General features: G+C 48.1%; 15 protein-coding genes. 3 read left to right on the forward strand and 12 right to left on the reverse strand.

The features are described from left to right. Nucleotides 1-810: 810 nt before the first annotated feature. The 6 genes from G358_RS0111490 to G358_RS0111515 all read right to left on the reverse strand — a co-directional run bounded on the left by G358_RS0111490 (nucleotide 811) and on the right by G358_RS0111515 (nucleotide 6079). Nucleotides 811-1812: a siderophore ABC transporter substrate-binding protein gene (locus tag G358_RS0111490; protein WP_019637369.1), complete on the reverse strand. Its 1002-nt coding sequence runs from the start codon at nucleotides 1810-1812 to the stop codon at nucleotides 811-813. A gap of 34 nt (nucleotides 1813-1846) precedes the next feature. Continuing rightward, nucleotides 1847-2035, reverse strand: a complete 189-nt coding sequence (locus G358_RS0111495) for a hypothetical protein (protein ID WP_019637370.1) — start codon at nucleotides 2033-2035, stop codon at nucleotides 1847-1849. Between the two features lie 52 nt (nucleotides 2036-2087). Then, nucleotides 2088-2846 (reverse strand): iron ABC transporter ATP-binding protein, encoded by a 759-nt coding sequence (locus tag G358_RS0111500; RefSeq protein ID WP_019637371.1) that lies wholly within the window; start codon nucleotides 2844-2846, stop codon nucleotides 2088-2090. Next, nucleotides 2840-3790, reverse strand: a complete 951-nt coding sequence (locus tag G358_RS0111505) for an iron chelate uptake ABC transporter family permease subunit (RefSeq protein ID WP_019637372.1) — start codon at nucleotides 3788-3790, stop codon at nucleotides 2840-2842. Before G358_RS0111505 ends, G358_RS0111500 begins: the two co-directional genes overlap by 7 nt. Then, on the reverse strand, nucleotides 3780-4733 hold the full coding sequence (locus G358_RS0111510; RefSeq protein ID WP_019637373.1) for an ABC transporter permease: 954 nt from the start codon (nucleotides 4731-4733) through the stop codon (nucleotides 3780-3782). The genes G358_RS0111505 and G358_RS0111510 overlap by 11 nt, the downstream gene beginning before the upstream one ends. 341 nt (nucleotides 4734-5074) lie before the next feature. Next, the gene (locus tag G358_RS0111515; protein ID WP_019637374.1) at nucleotides 5075-6079 is read right to left on the reverse strand and encodes a Gfo/Idh/MocA family protein; all 1005 of its coding nucleotides are present in this window, start codon (nucleotides 6077-6079) and stop codon (nucleotides 5075-5077) included. A gap of 173 nt (nucleotides 6080-6252) precedes the next feature. Between G358_RS0111515 and G358_RS32295 the strand changes: the two genes are divergently transcribed. After that, nucleotides 6253-6384 carry a DUF4023 domain-containing protein gene (locus G358_RS32295; protein WP_019637375.1) on the forward strand — a complete coding sequence of 44 codons (132 nt, stop codon included), beginning with the start codon at nucleotides 6253-6255 and terminating at the stop codon, nucleotides 6382-6384. Nucleotides 6385-6609: 225 nt separating this feature from the next. Here G358_RS32295 and G358_RS0111525 read toward each other — a convergent pair whose 3' ends face one another. The 3 genes from G358_RS0111525 to G358_RS0111535 all read right to left on the reverse strand — a co-directional run bounded on the left by G358_RS0111525 (nucleotide 6610) and on the right by G358_RS0111535 (nucleotide 8893). Beyond that, nucleotides 6610-6789 carry a hypothetical protein gene (locus tag G358_RS0111525; RefSeq protein WP_019637376.1) on the reverse strand — a complete coding sequence of 60 codons (180 nt, stop codon included), beginning with the start codon at nucleotides 6787-6789 and terminating at the stop codon, nucleotides 6610-6612. Nucleotides 6790-7153: 364 nt separating this feature from the next. Continuing rightward, complete coding sequence (locus G358_RS0111530; protein ID WP_019637377.1) at nucleotides 7154-7882, reverse strand: DUF6081 family protein; 729 nt, start codon at nucleotides 7880-7882, stop codon at nucleotides 7154-7156. Between the two features lie 90 nt (nucleotides 7883-7972). Then, a complete protein-coding gene (locus G358_RS0111535; protein ID WP_019637378.1) occupies nucleotides 7973-8893 on the reverse strand; it encodes a prenyltransferase in 921 nt (306 codons plus the stop codon). Nucleotides 8894-9105: 212 nt separating this feature from the next. Between G358_RS0111535 and G358_RS0111540 the strand changes: the two genes are divergently transcribed. After that, a complete protein-coding gene (locus tag G358_RS0111540) occupies nucleotides 9106-9606 on the forward strand; it encodes a hypothetical protein (RefSeq protein ID WP_019637379.1) in 501 nt (166 codons plus the stop codon). Between the two features lie 283 nt (nucleotides 9607-9889). Here G358_RS0111540 and G358_RS33050 read toward each other — a convergent pair whose 3' ends face one another. Both G358_RS33050 and menA read right to left on the reverse strand, forming a co-directional pair. Next, nucleotides 9890-10078: a hypothetical protein gene (locus G358_RS33050; RefSeq protein WP_157274341.1), complete on the reverse strand. Its 189-nt coding sequence runs from the start codon at nucleotides 10076-10078 to the stop codon at nucleotides 9890-9892. A gap of 34 nt (nucleotides 10079-10112) precedes the next feature. Beyond that, nucleotides 10113-11060, reverse strand: a complete 948-nt coding sequence (menA, locus tag G358_RS0111550; RefSeq protein ID WP_019637381.1) for a 1,4-dihydroxy-2-naphthoate polyprenyltransferase — start codon at nucleotides 11058-11060, stop codon at nucleotides 10113-10115. 235 nt (nucleotides 11061-11295) lie between these two features. On the opposite strand from menA, the gene G358_RS0111555 reads away from it, so the two are divergent. Continuing rightward, the gene (locus G358_RS0111555) at nucleotides 11296-13965 is read left to right on the forward strand and encodes an EAL domain-containing protein (RefSeq protein ID WP_019637382.1); all 2670 of its coding nucleotides are present in this window, start codon (nucleotides 11296-11298) and stop codon (nucleotides 13963-13965) included. Between the two features lie 204 nt (nucleotides 13966-14169). Here the strand turns inward: G358_RS0111555 and G358_RS33055 are convergent, their stop codons facing one another. Continuing rightward, nucleotides 14170-14418 (reverse strand): hypothetical protein, encoded by a 249-nt coding sequence (locus tag G358_RS33055; protein WP_157274342.1) that lies wholly within the window; start codon nucleotides 14416-14418, stop codon nucleotides 14170-14172. Between the last annotated feature and the right edge of the window lie 462 nt (nucleotides 14419-14880).

Genomic DNA, 14880 nt, shown 5'->3' on the forward strand with positions numbered 1-14880 from the left:
AAGGATTTTGTGTACTTAATTTATTGTTAATTAGACAGTTTTAAATAATAGATGGACTTCGTGTATCTAAAATAAGTTTTTCTGCCTTACTCTCCATTAAACTTGAATTTAACTACACGAAATCCCTCTAAATGTGTATCCCACGCCAAATTATATAATTTAAATACCATAAATACAGTTACAAACAGTACTCCTACTTCAAGCTCCTTGAACACCATATCAACCTGCCTGGCATCTTTTATTCCATTCTTCCATAGCCCCCATAAAGCAAGCATGCATGTTACTGCAATTCTGCAATTTTATAACTCTATAACTGTGTGATTATGCTATTCTGCAACTACATTTGTGAAACTGAACTATGAAACTTTGCAACTACAATTGTGAAACTGTGAACTATGTAACTATGCAACTACAACTGTGAAACTGTGAACTATGTAACTATGCAACTACAACTGTGAAACTGTGAACTATGCTTCTGCAACTCTGTATCTGTGTATCTTTGCAACTGTACAACTCTATTGTGCAACCCTGCTATTCTACAACTGTGAAACTGTGCAGCTCAATAATTCTACAACTCCACATTTCCACAGCTCTATAGCCCTAGAGCCTTACAGCTCTACAACCCTACAACCTTACAGCCCTACAACTTTACATTTCTACAATTCCCCAAATTGCTGCATCCCCCTATTTTTCACTCACCGGCCATACCCCTCAGAGCACTCAGATAGCTCCAAATAAAAACAGCCCCCCGGCAAAGTAGCCGGAGAGCTTCCAAGCAATATTACTATTCCATGATCAAAAATTAACCGTTTATTTGATGCCTTCTTGGACTTCCTTGGCCATCTCTGGGACAGAGATCAATCCGCCGCCGGACAGGTACCAGTAGCTGGCATCGAGGTAGATGATTTTACCGTTCTTATAAGCATTTGTTTTCTTCACCAGATCGTTTTCTACGAGCTTGGATGCCGGCTCTGCCTCTTGACCTCCTTCGCTAACTACAGCGTCACGGTCGATGACGAACAGATAATCCGGATTTTTTTCCGCTACAAACTCGAAAGATATGCTTTGTCCATGCGTAGACACTTCAATCGTATCGTCTGCTGGTGCGATACCGAACTCATCGTGAATAATTCCGAAGCGGGAGCCGGGGCCATAAGCGCTCACCTTGCCGCCCGTCGTCAAAATAACAAGTCCCTTGCCTTCACTTGCCGCCGTTTGCTCATTGATCGCCTTAACGGATTCCTCGATCGCTCCCCATTCCTGATCCACTTCAGCTTCTTTGCCGAAAATTTGTCCCAGAATATTCACGTTCTCCTTCATAGATTCCAAATACTTCGCATTGTCGACGCCCAAGTAAATCGTCGGGGCGATTTGATTCAATTCACCATAAGCTTCTGACGTACGTCCGGAAATAAAAATCACTCCCGGCTTCATCGCATTAATTTTCTCAAAATCAGGCTCTTTCAATGTACCTACGTTCGTATATTTGGAATCCTCGTATTTTTTCAGGTGAGGCGGCAAATTGGATTGCGGCACACCTGTTACCTCTACGCCCAGCTTGTCGAGCGATTCCAATGTACCGTAGTCAAATACAACGATGTTGTCCGGATTCTTCTTCAGCGTTGCTGTTCCCAACTGATGCGTAATCGACAGTTCTTCCTCCGCCGGAGCCGCCGCTGCAGGAGCCGATGTATCGCCATTGCTTGGCGCATTTCCTGTATTCGCCGCATTATTTCCTTTATTCGCGCCGCACGCCGCAAGCACAAATACAAGCATCAATGACATGACCAATAAAGACAGTTTCTTATTCACTTCAAATTCACCTCATCATCATAATTAGAGATGGTTACCCATCTATATTCTCTAGTGTCCAACCTTGAAGAGCGGCGCTTTTGCTAAATGCAATTTGCAATTTCAATTGCAATTTCAATTGCAATTTCGCATTTTGCATTTTGCATTTCGCATTTTGCATTTTGCATTTTGCATTTCGCAATTCGCAATTCGCAATTTGCATTTGGCATTTGGCATTTGGCATTTAGCAATTTGCCTCCCACCCAATTCGCCATGGCCCCTTCGCCTTTTCGTATTTATGTGAAATAGACGCAGATTTTGTTGCCCCCGATATTTTCGATCGGAATGTCCATGTCATATACTTCCCTAAGCACATCTTGATCCATAATTTCATCGGTGGTGCCTTCCTTGACGATCTTTCCATCCTTAAGAGCCACAATAAAGTCCGAGTAGCAGGAGGCAAAATTGATGTCGTGAATGACTATCACAACCGTCTTGCCCAGCTCATCCACGAGCCTGCGCAGCACCTTCATGATCTGTACCGAGTGCTTCATATCCAAATTGTTGAGCGGTTCGTCAAGCAGAACGTATTCTGTATTCTGCGCAATGACCATGGCAATGAACGCCCGCTGCTTCTGGCCGCCGCTGAGCTCATCCAAGTATTTGTCTCTCATCGGTTCAAGATCCATGTAGGCGATAGCCTTATCGACATACTTCACGTCTTCCTTCGTCAGCTTCCCTTGCGAATAAGGGAATCGTCCAAAGCTGACCAAGTCCTTGACCGTAAGCCGAATGTTGATATGGTTCGATTGCTTCAAAATCGAAATTTTCTTCGCCAGCTCGTTGCTCTTCCAGCTGCCGACTTCCTGTCCATCAATGACGACTTCGCCCTCATCCTTCGTGATTAACCGGCTAATCATCGACATAAGCGTGCTTTTGCCCGCTCCGTTCGGGCCGATAAACGAGGTGATTTTCCCTTGGGCGATGTCGACGGAGACGTTGTCGACTACCTTTTTGCCGCCGTATTTCTTCGATACTCCCCTGACCTTTACCACGATTTGTTCTCCTTCAGCAGTAGATAGATAAAGTACACCCCACCGATAAAATTGATGATGACGCTAAGTGAGGTGGAGAAAGTAAACACTCTTTCCACAACCAGTTGCCCGCCGACCAAGGCGATAACGCTGATGAGCGATGCCCCTGCAATCAACTGCTTGTGGCGGTACGTATTCAGAAATTGATACGCTACGTTGGCTACGAGCAGCCCGAGGAAGGTAATTGGTCCGACCAGCGCCGTCGAGATGGAGATGAGAATCGCCACCACGATCAGCATTCGCTTCACAACATAGTCGTAGCTGACCCCTAAATTGACGGCATGCTCCCTGCCTAGTGCAAGGACGTCCAAATACTTGTTGAACCTGGAAAAATAAATCCCAGTCACAAGCACCCCCGCTATAGCGATCAGCAAAATGTCTGAATTCACGTTGTTGAAGCTCGCGAACATTTTATCCTTCACGATCAGGAACTCGTTGGGATCGATCAGCTTCTGCATAAACGACGACAAGCTGGAAAAAAACGTGCCAAAGATCAAGCCGATCAACAGCAAATAATAAATATTGCGGCCTTCCCTGCGGAAGAGCAGATGGTATAAGAGCAGCGCAAACAGCACCATGAGTCCAACAGCCAAAATAAACTGCAGGTTCTTGTTCATTAACGTCAGCGCCGTTGATCCGAATACAAACACAATGACCGTCTGGAGAAGCATATACAATGAGTCCAGGCCGATGATACTCGGCGTAAGGATGCGATTGTTCGTAATCGTCTGAAACACGACGGTGGAAAATGCAATGGCCGTTCCCGTAAGGAGGATGGCGATCAGCTTCTTGCCTCGTTTTTGGAGGATGTAGTCCCATTGGCCGCCTGCATCGATCGTCATGAACAAGACCGCGAGGACAATCGCTAGAATGGCCAGAGCGCCTATTTTTGTTCTAATGCTCATATGTCTTTCTCCTCATTAGCAAGTACAGGAAAATGCCGCTGCCGATAACCCCTACTGTCAGGCCAATTGGCACCTCATATGGGTAAATTATGACCCTGCCCAGGATGTCGCAGGCCAGAACGAATACAGCCCCAAGCAGCGCCGTATCCGACAGGTTCTTCTTCAGGTTATCCCCTTTGAAGATCGTCACCAAATTCGGAACGATGAGGCCGATAAAAGGAATCGAGCCTACCGTCAGCACCACGACCGAAGTGACTAGCGCCACGATAAAGAGCCCTATATTGACGACCTGTTTATAATTCAGGCCAAGATTGACTGAGAATTCCTCACCCATGCCTGCAACCGTAAATTTATTCGCAAAAAAATAAGACAACGCGACAAGCGGGACGCTTATGTACAGAATCTCGTATCGTCCCTGCATGATCATCGAGAAATCACCGAATAGCCATGCATTCATACTTTGAATCAAATCATACTTGTACGCGAAAAAGGTCGTCGCCGAACTGACGATTCCACCGAACATCAGTCCGACCAGCGGAATAAAGATCGTATCCTTATATTTTACCTTGTCGAGTATACGCATAAAGATGAACGTACCGAGCAAGGCGAAAACGAAGGCGACAGCTATTTTGCCCAGCGGTCCTGCGGAAGAGAACAGAAGCATCGATACCATAATGCCGAAGCCTGCGGAATCCATCGTTCCTGCTGTCGTAGGCGAGACGAATTTGTTCCGTGTAAGCTGTTGCATAATAAGACCGACGATGCTCATGCTCACTCCGGCAATTACGATGCTGATCAGCCGGGGAAATCTGCTGATCCGCATAATTTCCCACTGTTCCGGGTCGAGACGAAGCAATTCCGTTAATGAAGTCGTCTTTGCTCCGATCAAGAGCGAAACGATGGATAATATGATTAGTGCTGCGATCAGATATGTCTTCTTCATTTCTAGTCCTTAATCATCGTTCCCCTGGCCAGAGGAACTTAATGTCATTGCCGGCAAGATCATTGTTAATAATGATACTCATTATCAATTAGATTAAATTATACCTATCCCGTTCCAGTAATGTCAACCATTTAAATTTTGAAGCTTCAGGAAATGCACGGTCTGCGCGGGATATCAAAGTCTCTATTCTCAATTAGGGGAACAAGCTTTTTTAGCATATATAAGACAAGGAACCCGCAAGCCGAACACTTTTTCTCAAAATGTCCAGATTGCGGGTGTCCATATGTGCATTCAACATTGACTAGGATTGTAAAATTTTATTTCGACGAGCGAATTATGAACTATTTCAAGCTAATCCGGCGGCGTTCCCGCGCCGATGCCAGTCCTGCCTCCAGGACGCGCATGCCTTGAACAGCATCCTCAGGAGAAAATAGCAGCGGCTGTATCTTGAATACGGCTTTGGCCAGATCATCTACCTCCATGGCATAAGGATCCGCCTTGTCATTATGGCCCTCCACCCGGCTCTCGCCGCCAACCGTGACTGTATAGGAAGCATCCTCATCATCTCCCACGGTAAAAGCATGCGGAATGTCGATGCGGCCCTCGCTGCCCACGATTTCCAGCAGCTGACGATGCTCCGTCCACATGCCGCAATCGAAGGTCAGCGCCAGGCCCCGAGGGAATTCTACGATTCCCGCAGCCATCATATCCACGCCATAATGCTTGTCCGAGAACTGCGCATGCACGGTAATCGCCTCCGGCTCTTGTCCGAGAATGAAGCGGGCAGCACTGATCGGATAGCAGCCCACATCGTAGAGCGAGCCTCCGCCCCATTCCGGCTGCAGCCGGATATTGTCCAGATCCTCGGCATTGTTGTAGGTGAATGCGCCACGAATCAGACGCAGTTCGCCCAGTTCTCCACTCGCTATAATTTCCCGGATTCTATGCCAGCGCGGATGATGTCTGTACATAAAAGCCTCGGCAAGAACGACGCCATGCTGCTTGGCGACAGCCGCCATTTCTGCAGCTTCCTCGCTCGTAAGCGCTAACGGCTTCTCACACAGCACATGTTTGCCCGCCTCCATGGCCCGAATCGCCCACTCCTTATGTAAATGATTCGGGAGCGGGATGTATACGGCCTCAATCGTCGTATCTTCAATCAGCTCTTCATAGCTGCCATAAGCTGTCGTTATGCCGAATTGTTCGGCTACCGATTTGCTCTTCTCCAAATTCCGGCTCGCGATAGCGGCCAGTACTCCGTACTCTGATTTCTGAATTGCCGGCATCACATCTTTGATGGCAATTCCTGCACAACCGAGTATTCCAAATCGAAGCTTCTTTTCCATAATTCCATTCCCCTTTCCTGTAAAGCGTTTATCCTTTCCCTATTGTACAACCGGTCTATATCCAAGTACAACGAGCAACCATGCAAAAAGCTGCCGTCCCAACATGGGAATCCGCTTATTTGGACATAGTATTAGAAGAAGCATCACCTTGCTGCAAAGGAGGCTAAAGCAACGTGGAAAATTTGCATGAGTTCGTAGAGAAAGTACATGACAAGCAGGAAAAAGACCGCCGGAATAAGGAGCAGCACGGGAAAGGCAACCCAGCAGGCCAGCTGCCCAAAAAACGGCACGGCACGCAAAAGTAAAGCCGCAGATGAAGCGCAAAGGGGCCATTCCCAGCGAATGCTGACGAACGGCCCCTTGTTATGCTGTCTGACTTTACCATACGATCTGCTGCTTGTTTTGACGTTGACCTTATTGTTTTACGCTTAGCTGTGATTTGCCGTTTCCCCTTAGCGAACTGAGCTGGGCTGGATATAGTGAGCAATCATTCAATCGTTCTTGCTGCGGCTACGGGCTGTGCCTAGCCCTTATCTCCGCTTCTCCTGGTCAATATACTCGTTAGGAGTATCTCCGCCGTGGATGCTGTGGTTTTTGAACTGGCTTAAGCGCCCGTTCCCGCCTTCACCACCGTTTCCGGTTGTCGCATTTTGTCCATTGCTGCTGCCATTGCCCGCCTCAGGATGTCGTTCCTTGTTGCGATTCGCCATTATAAGAAACCTCCTTATGTGTGCCTAATTAAGTCTTTGGAGCGCTTGTACCGCTAAAGCAACAAACGCTCCTCATTCTTCAGCTAGGTTACGACATTCGGACGGCTTTTATACGAGCTTTACGAGCCTATCGGGCTTATAGAACTTTACAAACTTATACGTGCTTGTACGCGCCTATACGTATTGACACAAGCCTATATGTGCTTGTAACGTACTTGTATGAACTTGTACGAACTTGTATATGCTGGTACGAACTTTTACGAGCCTATACGTTCTTGTACGCGCGTATCCCTTCTCGAGATCGCAAGCAAGGCACTGGAAATGGATCATGCACTTTATCGAACAAACCACCGAGTCTGGTCTCCTATTCCTTTACCGTCACCTTCACTGGAGAATACTCTGCAATGACGGTTTGGCCATGCACCGACACGCTGCCCTCCGGCGTTAAGTCCTTCTCTGTCATAATGCCGAGTGCTATCGTAAATTGATTGAACTTAACCGGCACGCCCTGCTCCCGGCGTACTTCATTGCCGTTAACATAGAATACAACCTCATCTGCGGCGCGGTTATACGTAATTTTATACGTGTTAAACTCTCTCGCCTTAAAGTCCGTATCCTCCTTGAAAATGCAGAAGAATCGCGTCTTATCGCTGGCCGGCACCTCTACCCCAGGGAAGGGAAGCACGGCGTACACACTGGCATATTTATCGTTCCCGGCGAAAAAGTCCAGCGCTGCTCCTGTCGAAAAATCGAGAAGATTCAAGGATACGTAGCCGTCATACAGATCACCGGGGACGGTGTTCTGCGTTCGCGCGCGAATATCGAGCTCAAAGCTGATCTCTCCGTGCTCCGGCACTTTGAATTCTTCAACAGAGTAGTACATGTGCTTGGCATTATCCAGTATTTGTATACGGTCATGCTGGCGGCTAAGCGGAGCACGCACATACAAAATTCCGTTGCGGACGATGACGACCGCATCCGGTTCCCGATACTCCCAGAAGGAACCGTCGGGCAGCGGAAATCCGCCGATTTTCCACACCTGTCCCTCATTCAATATCGTATGAAAATCACCAATCACCCGTTGTTTGTCCATCACTATCGTCTCTCTTTCCTTCGTGTTGTCCCCAATTGGCTGCCCTAAAATTATTGCCTATTGCCTAAAAATATGGAGCTGCTGCCTTTCTCAACGTAAAAAGCCTTCTATCAAAAGAGCCGCCATCATCACGACACCGCAGCGAATAGATGCCTTAAGCGAAGCGCCCATCAGGGGCAAGTAGGCGGATGGCGCGTTATGATCCTGCAGCCCGCCATATACCCGGTAAAGCGGAATAGCCGTCAGCAGGGCGACCGAAGCATATATGGGCAGTATGCCCATGGCGACGCAAATCAATAGAAATGCATAGGCCAAAAACAGCAGCAGCTTCGAGAAGTGAAGCGCCCGCTTTTCTCCCCAAACCACGACCAGCGTATTTTTCCCAGCCTGCTTGTCCGCCTGCCAATGCAAAAAATGATGGTTGAACAGCAGCAGCGTCGTTAAAAGCCCCACCGGCATCGACAGCAATACAGATGAGAAGCTCAGATCGCCGGTTTGCACGTAGTAAGAGCCCATAATAGGCAGGATTCCAAAAGACAGTAAAATCGCCAGCTCGCTGAACCCTTTTCCACGATATCCGAACTGTATCGGAGGCGCTACATAGAAATAAGCGATCAGCCCGCCAAGACCGCCGAAGACAAGAACCGGCCAGCCGCTGTACAAGCTTAGAACTACACCGCAGAGCACGCCCAGCCCCAGCAAAGACCAGGTCAGCCGTGCAAAGGTCCGCTCCGGCATCACTCCTCCCGCCAGAAAGCCGGAGTTCGTGGAAATCACCTCCGGTGTATTTTGGGCAGCCATATCCGCCCCGCTCCGATAATCCCATAAGTCATTAATCATATTCGAGAACAGATGAGCCGCTCCCGCACCTACTAATGTAATGACGAACAGAACCGGATGGAATTCCCCTTTCCACACAAAAGCGCCCAGCGCTCCAAGAAAAACAGGAATAAGCATGACGGGAATGACTTGAAACCGGGATGCCTTTCTGAACATCGTCCATTTACTCACCCGTCTTCACGCTCCTCCAAAATAATTAAAAAATACTTCATATTGATTATACATGATGTATTCCGCTGCCGCTTAAGGTAAAATTTTGACTAGATATGCTAGACCAAAGTCCAGTTATTTTCTTCCCTAGAGACCGAAGATGATGCAAGCTGAATATAGTATGCTGTAAATAATTGAATAATTGATTACATAAAATTAAAGGAGACGTCCGCATGAATCGTAAATCCTTACTTGGTCCGCTATTGATCCTGGCGGGTATCTATTTATTTTTTTTCCATAGGGAAGCCGTGTCCATAGGCGGCCTGTTCGGCAATTTCTGGGCTACCCTGTTCATTATTCCGCTTGGGCTTTTTTTTCACTGGTTATATTTCTCCCTGACAGAGCGCCGCGGAATCGGCCTGCTCATCCCCGGAGGCATTCTGTTCACGGTTGGTATCATCTGCCAGCTCTCGACGCTGTTCGATGCCTGGGGCTATTTATGGCCTGGATTCATTCTTGCTCCCGCCGTGGGATTGTTCGAATTTTACTGGTTTGGCAACCGGAACAAATGGCTGCTGATCCCTATTAACATTTTGGGCGTGATGTCTTTCCTGTTCTTTGCCATCATCCTGTTCGGATCGCTGTACAACCGCATGATTTGGGGTCAGCCCGTCCTCGCAGTGGCATTGATTTGTATCGGTGCCGGAATTATGTTTGCCCCAAAAAAAAGATAGACTTCTAACGCCTCATTCCAGACGGGTCCAGCATTAGGACCGCCAACAGCTGGCCAGAGCGGCATGCCTTTGTTCAGCGTCCGCTTGATCTCGGCGATATTTCCAAGCCGCGGACTGTACGCAGCAGTCAAATTGGCTAGCTCAGCATCTTGTACTGATCAGTTCATGTTATGGATTAATCAGCTCGCGTTTTGGACATCGTCCACCAACCTGTCACGGGACGAAAACAACGTAAACATGATATCTAATCTGATCAGCTTTCCGCTGGAACAACGAAGCTCCCTCACGGCGCAGAGCAGCGCACGGCCGGCGGACGGCAGTTGCTCATAGGCAGGCCAACCGTTGAGGGATGCCGCTCATCACTCTTCTCTGCGGCTCTGCCCCGCCGCTTTGTGCCGGGCTGCTCTGCCTCTTTGCCCTGCCGCTCCGCCATGCCGCTCATGCGCCCTGCTCTGGCGCGTCGCTCGGCCATGCCGCTCTGCCGAGCGGCTGTGCGAGCAGCTTCGCTACAACAACAGGAGCGCCGCGATGCCAAGGGCAGCTATGCGGGCAGCATTCGTCAGCATAAAATTTTGCACGGCTAGTCCAAAGGTAAACTGCTTCGTCGGCTGCTCGGCGAAGCGTTTTATATTTTTACGGACAGGGATGAATGTAAGCAGAATCAGCAGCACAATGAGCGGATGTACACGAAGTATGCACAGCACGATAAGATCCAAGTAAGCGGCGTAATACAACATTTTAAACAGCGCAATGGCATTTGCTCTTCCGATATAAACCGGCAGCGTATACCTCTTATTCTCAATATCATCTTCCATATCGCAAATGTTGTTCGCAAGCATAATGTTAGCGATGCCGATAATCGCCGGGATCGAAATGAGAAATACCAGGATCACTTCTGCCAGTTGGACCTGCAGCGTAACAGCACCGTCTGCCATGGTCAGCGAAGCGAACTGATCCCCCACATGAATGTAGGCGGAAATAAATATAATAACAAAGCCCATAAACAGCCCCGAAAAAATCTCCCCCAGCGGCATGCGCGAAATCGGAATCGGCCCAAAGGAATACAAAATTCCGACTGCAAATGACAAGCCTCCAAGAAGCAACAGCAGCCAGCCGACATGCACAAATAAGACAATTCCCGCACCCACGGCCAAGGCAAGCAGTATGGCGATAACAACAAGCACAACCGGCGGCTTAATATTGTACTGTACGATGGCATTATGAATCTCATAGCCGTAGCCGTGCTTTTTGATAGCTTTTCGATAATCATAGTAATTGTTGATCGCTGTAGTCGCCATATCAAAGCTTAACAAGGAAATGAACATCAGCATAAAATGCAGGGCATTGAGCTGCTGAAATCTGAACAAAGCATAAACCGTTCCGAACAAAAAGGGGATCATGCTCGCTGCCTTCGTCTGGATTTCTACCAGTTTCAGAAATTTTTTAAAATCCATAGTATCACCCCTCAACGTCTGTAATCTAATGCTAGCCGAACCTTTAAAATAAAAGTATCTCATTTTTTAAATATTTGCTGTTCCATAAGTCATTGACACGTGCAAGTTGTAATTCTATTGTCCTAGTATTCCGAGTGAGGCTCTCGCTGATTTCTCCCCTTAAAAAAAGGGTTTTCTTCTGATCATGACGAAATGTAGGTATAACGGATTATAATTCCTCCGGGGGAGGATCAACATGATCACCAAAAGAAGGCGTTTTCATTACACATCAGGTATCATCTTTCTGGCGGGGCTCGCCCTGGCACTCTTCAGTGAATATCATCCCCTGCATCTGATATTTGGGATTTCACTCATATTCACAAATCTGGTACTTTTTCTGTTGACCCGGGTATACGGGATCGGCGCTGGGATAAGCGCTGCGTTAATCGTCTATACTCTTTCCATTTTTGCTTGGGGCAACCCCTATTTTCAGGGTATTCTTCTTTTAGAGATCATCTTTGTGAGCCTGTCATTGCGCTGGAAAAAACGAATCAGGACCGTGGTCGGCGCGGATTTTGCTTTCTGGGTTACCCTCGGTACCCCTCTCTTCCTCCTCCTATACTATGCATCCTATCAAATTTTATCGATAGAGGCCTGGTTATTGGCGGTTATTTACATATCGAACGGATTGTTCAACGTCTTGATGGCTGACGTAATCTGGGAACATCTTCCGAGGCGTTTTTTTCAGACTGGGGTAGCCGCTCCTGAACAGCCGATTTATTTAAGCAAATTGCTGTATTATATTATTTTTTTGGCTATTTCCTTGCCATTTCTGTTCTATCTTGTCATTAACAGCAGGAATACATATGATGCTGTACGCTACAATTCCTTACAGGTTGCCTTAACGACGTCGAACAGCATTTCCAATGAAATCGACCGCTGGTCCCCTTACGATATTCGGAGCCTGGGGCGTTTGGGGAGAAACCAGGTTGAGGGATTGCAGCAAATCGTGAAGCATTTTGCCGCTGACGATCTGTATCACATCATCATTTTCGATCCAAAGACACAGCAGATTGTCGCAGACAGCCAGAACGTTTTCTCCGACCGCTCTATGGAGAAGTTCCTGCTCCCTCAAGCCGATCCAATCCAATCGGATGATTTCACCCTCCATTTACAGCAGCAGCAGCCCAGGCTGCTGCCGAATCAGGAGTGGCAAGAGGCCAGTTATATTTACGGGACAACACTGAAGCGCGCGCCGCTGACTTTATATATGAGGGTGCCTTTGCTGCAGTACCAGGAGAAAATCTACGGCCAATATTTAACACAGTTCAGCTGTTTGCTCCTGTTCACCATTTGTGCGGCAATGGCCGGCAAGTGGTTCACGCGGCGGCTGGTTCGCGGGCTGTCCGAGCTCGCGGAAGTGACAACAGGCTTGCCAGGCAAAGTATACAGCCTACATAATTTAGACTGGCCGGAGAGCCGCATCCAGGAGATTCGCTCACTGACACTGAATTTCCGGCAAATGACCAATAAGCTGCTACATATATTTCAGGAATCGCTTAAGAGCAACCAGTTGCTTCAGGAGCAAACGATGCAGCTGCAGCAATCGGAGAAGAAGCTGCAGGAGCTAGCCTATTATGACGGCCTGACCGGGCTGCCCAACCGGCTCCATTTTACGGAATATATCGGCTCACTGGGCATGCACTATGGACCGGAGCATCCCTTTGCCGTCATGTTTGCGGATTTGAACCGCTTCAAGCAAGTGAACGATACATTGGGGCATGAGATGGGTGATATTTTATTGCAGCAGGTCGCCTCCCGCTTTTCCCTGCTTGTCACCGATCAGCTCCGGGTATTCAGGCTCAGCGGGGACGAGTTCGTCTTTGTCTATCACTACAATGACACAACATCGGTACAGCAGGCCGCCCAGGCGATTTGCGATGCCTTGAATGAACCGGTCCGTATCCATGACGTCGTATTGTACGTCTCCGTCAGTATCGGAATCAGTATATATCCATATGATGGAGACAACCTTGATTTGATTATGAGAAATGCAGATATCGCTATGTATGCCGCTAAAGAGCAAGGGGACAGCATTTATCATTTCTATGACCAGATCATTGAAAATCAGCGTTCGGAAAATATGAAGCTGGAGAACAGCCTGCGCAATGCCTTGTTATCAGGACAATTCTCCCTTAACTACCAGCCTAAAATCGATGCGTTGACGGGGCGCATCTGCGGAGCGGAAGCGTTGATCCGCTGGCTTCATCCCGAATACGGTTCAGTGCCTCCCGACAAGTTCATCCCGCTCGCCGAGACGTCCGGAATTATCCTGGATATTGACGAATGGGTCGTTACAGAAGCGTGCCGGCAAAATAAAGCCTGGCAGGAGCAGGGGCTGCCGCGTTTTCCAATCGCCATTAATCTCTCTGCAAGGCACTTTTATCAAGGCAATTTGCTCGGGATGATCTCCCGCGTGCTGAAGAAGACAGAACTTGCTCCAGAGGACTTAATTCTTGAAATTACGGAAGGCTCGCTAATCAAAAGCGCAGAATATGTTATTAAGGTGATGTCCGATTTGCGCGCCATGGGGATTACCATCTCATTGGACGATTTTGGTACCGGCTACTCTTCACTTAGTCAGCTCCAGCGCTTACCCATTCATGAGATGAAGCTGGATCGTTCCTTCATTCAAGGACTGGCCCATGACTCCAAAAAATCTGCCATCGTCCGTGCAGTGATCGAGCTTGGGCATCATATGGAGCTGGACATCGTAGCGGAAGGCATCGAGTCGGAGGAAGAGCTTCATTACTTGCGGAACCTGAAATGCGACCAATTTCAGGGCTATCTGTTCAGCCGGCCGCTGCCCAACGATGAGTTTATCCATTTCATCAGGGATTGGAACGACAATAAGATGAACTTTTGACTAGCGTTTGCAGCCTCGCCGCGTTGGCGGGGCTCTTTTTCATCCGGTTTTGTAAGGAAAACGTCTATCGTATTGACGTATTTTCTGGAAAGACAGACCGCGATTAGCGGTAGTTCTTCTGATATGAACGAGATCTTTCAAATGCGTCTTTTGAGGTCTCCCGTTTTTCTTGCGATGATGCAATCTTTCAACTCCGTTAAAAACTTATAACTCTACTTTCGCGGCTTGAAATCTGCAAATAAGTTCTAATGTAACCGGGCAGAGCTGGGATCGGTTGTTGGAATTGACGATGTAAGCATGCTGAATGCTTATTACCTGCTCTTGGCTCATCCGATCGAGCAGTTGCTGCTTAGCAGCGCCTAGGCCGGCGTCGGGGGTGGTGGGGATAGATGAAAAATCGTACAGAAGCACTCGCGGGGCGGCCGGTTCCAGGGAGTGTATATGAAAATTCATACACATTCACTCGCGGGGCAGCCCGATCCAGAGAGTGTATATGATAATTCATACACATTCACTCGCGGGGCAGCCCGATCCAGAGAGTGTATATGATAATTCATACACATTCACTCGCGGGGCGGCCGGATCCAGAGAGTGTATATGATAATTCATACACATCAATCGCGGGGCGGCCGGATCCAGAGATTGTATATGATAATTCATACACATCAATCGCGGGGCAGCCCGATCCAGAGAGTGTATATGAAAATTCGTACACATTCACTCGCGGGGCGGCCGGATCCAGGGAGTGTATATGATAATTCATACACATCACTCGCGTGGCAGCCCGATCCAGAGAGTGTATATGATAATTCATACACATTCACTCGCGGGACAGCCCGATCCAGAGAGTGTATATGAAAATTCATACACATCACTCGCGCAGCGGCCAGATCCAGAGAGTGTATATGAAAATTC

Origin of the sequence: Paenibacillus fonticola DSM 21315 (assembly GCF_000381905.1) — a bacterium.
In the GTDB taxonomy this organism is placed as follows: domain Bacteria; phylum Bacillota; class Bacilli; order Paenibacillales; family Paenibacillaceae; genus Fontibacillus; species Fontibacillus fonticola.

What these genes read in the sequence shown, in the direction of transcription:
- G358_RS0111495 (WP_019637370.1), bottom strand. Translation starts at nt 2,035, where the DNA reads ATGCCAAATGCCAAATGCCAAATGCAAATTGCGAATTGCGAATTGCGA.
- G358_RS0111555 (WP_019637382.1), top strand. Translation starts at nt 11,296, where the DNA reads ATGATCACCAAAAGAAGGCGTTTTCATTACACATCAGGTATCATCTTT.
- G358_RS0111510 (WP_019637373.1), bottom strand. Translation starts at nt 4,733, where the DNA reads ATGAAGAAGACATATCTGATCGCAGCACTAATCATATTATCCATCGTT.
- G358_RS0111505 (WP_019637372.1), bottom strand. Translation starts at nt 3,790, where the DNA reads ATGAGCATTAGAACAAAAATAGGCGCTCTGGCCATTCTAGCGATTGTC.
- G358_RS0111525 (WP_019637376.1), bottom strand. Translation starts at nt 6,789, where the DNA reads ATGGCGAATCGCAACAAGGAACGACATCCTGAGGCGGGCAATGGCAGC.
- G358_RS33050 (WP_157274341.1), bottom strand. Translation starts at nt 10,078, where the DNA reads ATGGCCGAGCGACGCGCCAGAGCAGGGCGCATGAGCGGCATGGCGGAG.
- G358_RS0111540 (WP_019637379.1), top strand. Translation starts at nt 9,106, where the DNA reads ATGAATCGTAAATCCTTACTTGGTCCGCTATTGATCCTGGCGGGTATC.
- menA (WP_019637381.1), bottom strand. Translation starts at nt 11,060, where the DNA reads ATGGATTTTAAAAAATTTCTGAAACTGGTAGAAATCCAGACGAAGGCA.
- G358_RS0111515 (WP_019637374.1), bottom strand. Translation starts at nt 6,079, where the DNA reads ATGGAAAAGAAGCTTCGATTTGGAATACTCGGTTGTGCAGGAATTGCC.
- G358_RS0111530 (WP_019637377.1), bottom strand. Translation starts at nt 7,882, where the DNA reads ATGGACAAACAACGGGTGATTGGTGATTTTCATACGATATTGAATGAG.
- G358_RS33055 (WP_157274342.1), bottom strand. Translation starts at nt 14,418, where the DNA reads ATGAATTTTCATATACACTCCCTGGAACCGGCCGCCCCGCGAGTGCTT.